A 2,503-nucleotide genomic window follows, 5' to 3' on the forward strand; every position below is an offset into this window, starting at 1 on the left:
GCGCACGCTCGCCGATGCCGACCCTGCCGAGATCGACACGACCCTGCTGATCGTGCCACGCGCGCTGGCCGGGTTTCTCGACTACAACGATTTCCTCTATTTCGCCGAGCGCTTGCTCAAGAGCCTGCGCCTGGCGGGCATCCTGCAGATTGCCAGCTTCCATCCGCATTACGAGTTCGGCGGCAGCGAGCCGGACGACATCGAGAACTACACCAACCGCGCGCCTTACCCCATCCTGCACCTGCTGCGCGAAGACAGCATCGCGCGGGCCGTGGCGGCTTTTCCCGATGCGTCGGATATCTACGAGCGCAACCAGGAAACCATGCGCCGGCTCGGCCACGACGGCTGGCGCAAGCTGATGACCGAGGCCGGCGGGACATAAAAAACGCGCCGTGGAAGCGGCGCGTTTCAGCTTGTGGACAGCAGCGCGCCGTTGGCATGGCGCGAGTCAGATTCAGCCGGCGGCAGCCGGCTCCTGCGTATAGAAGCGCGCTTCCATCTCTTCCAGTCCCAGCGTGCGCAGCACTTCGTTCAGCCGCTCGGCCGGGCGGCGGCGCGGCAGGTCCTTGTACTGCGCGATGATGAGCTCGTTCTTCATCGAATGCTCCCAGCCCACCAGCTCGGTCACGCTGACCTGGTAGCCGTGCGCCTCCAGCTGCAGGCAACGCAGCACGTTGGTCACCTGGCTGCCGAACTCGCGCGTATGCAGCGGGTGGCGCCAGATCTCGGTCAGCGGATTGCCGGCCAGCAGCTTGCCCTTGTTCTTGCGCAGCACGCCGGCCACCTCGGCCTGGCAGCACGGCACCACCACGATGTACTTGGCGCGCTTTTCCAGCGCGAAGCGGATCGCATCGTCCGTGGCCGTGTTGCACGCGTGCAGCGCGGTGACGATGTCGATGGTGGGCGGAAGCTGATTGGACGTGATCGAATCCGCGACCGACAGGTTCAGGAACGACATGCCCTTGAAATCCAGCCGGCTGGCGAGCTCTTGCGAGCTGCGCACCAGTTCCTCGCGCGTCTCGATGCCGTAGATGTGCGACTGGTCGAGCTGCGCCTTGAAGAACAGGTCGTACAGGATGAAGCCGAGGTAGGACTTGCCGGCGCCGTGGTCGACCAGCGTCACGTCGGGGTGATCCTGCTTGAGGTCCTGCAGCAGCGGCTCGATGAACTGGAACAGGTGGTAGACCTGCTTGAGCTTGCGGCGGCTGTCCTGGTTCATCTTGCCGTCGCGCGTGAGGATATGCAGCGCCTTGAGCAGCTCGATGGACTGGCCGGGACGGATTTCGTGGGGACTGGGCGCCGGTGCGGCGGGCGTCTTGGACGCCGGGGACTTCTGGGCCATCTGGGATGTCTGGAACCTGGGGAAAAGCGGTGAGGCGTGCGCCAAAGCCGGACGACGCTGCGCCGGTACAACGGCAGTTTACCGAAAGTCGCGCTTGCCCGGGCGAGTGGTGCAACCGGCGCATGYCGGCGCCGCCTCGCCAGGCCCCCTGAACAGCCCGCTAAACAGCCCGCTAAAGCAGGCAGTAATCCACGGGTACGAGCGGCGGCGGCAGCGCGGTCTCGCCCAGCGCTTCCTTCATGCCGATTTCGATGGTGCGGCAGAGCGCATCGAGCGGCAGGTCGTTGGCACTGGTGCCGAACGGTTCTTCCAGCTCATCGCCCAGCGCATCCAGGCCGAAGAAGGTGTAKGCGACGATGGCCACCACGACGGGCGTGACGAAGCCGATGGTATCCACTAGCCCGAACGGCAGCAAAAAACAATACAGGTAGGCGGTACGGTGCAGCAGCAGCGTGTACGAGAACGGGATGGGCGTGTTGTGTATGCGGTCGCACGCCACCGCCGTGGCCGTCATGGCCGACAAGGTGTCGTCGATGCCGGCGGCGAGGCAGGGCTCGACGCGGTGCTGCCGCACGCACTGGCCCAGGTCTTCGCCCATGCGCATCATCAGTAAGGCGGGCGCATTGGTGCTGCGCTGCAGGTCGGCGAGCTCCGCCGGGCGCAGCCACGCGGAGTCCAGGCCGGTGGCGGCGCTGGCGCCGCGCAAACGGTTGCGCAGCGTGTACGCGTAGGCAATCGTGCGGGAGATCATGCGCACGCGCGCGTCGCTCAGGCCCGCCGGTTTATGGCCGGCGCTGTCCGGCACGTTGTCCGCGATCAGGCTGAGGCATTGCCGTGCCAGGTTCTGGCTGCGCACCACCAGCTCTCCCCACAGCTTGCGCCCTTCCCAGAAGCGATCGTAGGCGGCGGTATTGCGAAAGCCCAGGAAGATGGCCAGCGGCAGGCCGATCAGCGTGAAGGGGATGGCCGTGAGCGTGACCTTGTGCTGGAAGAACGCGCCGTGGCTGAGCGTGACGGCAACCGCTACCAGCAGGTTCACCAGCAGCACGCGCCAGATGCGCGACAGGATCGAGCCTCGCAGGACCAGGAACAACCTCAGTCCCGATGGGCGGTCTCGCACAATCATCTGTGATCCTCTGGCATTGCGGCACGGCGTTCCGT

General features: G+C 65.7%; 3 protein-coding genes. 1 reads left to right on the plus strand and 2 read right to left on the minus strand.

Going from position 1 to position 2,503, the window contains the following annotated elements; all coding sequences use genetic code 11:
* The coding region (locus AC1DS3_RS37650; RefSeq protein WP_477129251.1) for a DUF1415 domain-containing protein at window positions 1-382 on the plus strand (382 nt) is incomplete at its 5' end.
* Window positions 383-454: 72 nt separating this feature from the next.
* Here the strand turns inward: AC1DS3_RS37650 and AC1DS3_RS37655 are convergent.
* Both AC1DS3_RS37655 and AC1DS3_RS37660 read right to left on the minus strand, forming a co-directional pair.
* Window positions 455-1,342, minus strand: a complete 888-nt coding sequence (locus AC1DS3_RS37655) for a class I SAM-dependent methyltransferase (RefSeq protein WP_441639557.1) — start codon at window positions 1,340-1,342, stop codon at window positions 455-457.
* Between the two features lie 172 nt (window positions 1,343-1,514).
* A complete protein-coding gene (locus AC1DS3_RS37660) occupies window positions 1,515-2,468 on the minus strand; it encodes a bestrophin family protein (RefSeq protein WP_441639556.1) in 954 nt (317 codons plus the stop codon).
* Window positions 2,469-2,503: the final 35 nt, after the last annotated feature.

It is taken from the genome of Cupriavidus sp. 01L46 (assembly GCF_056399905.1).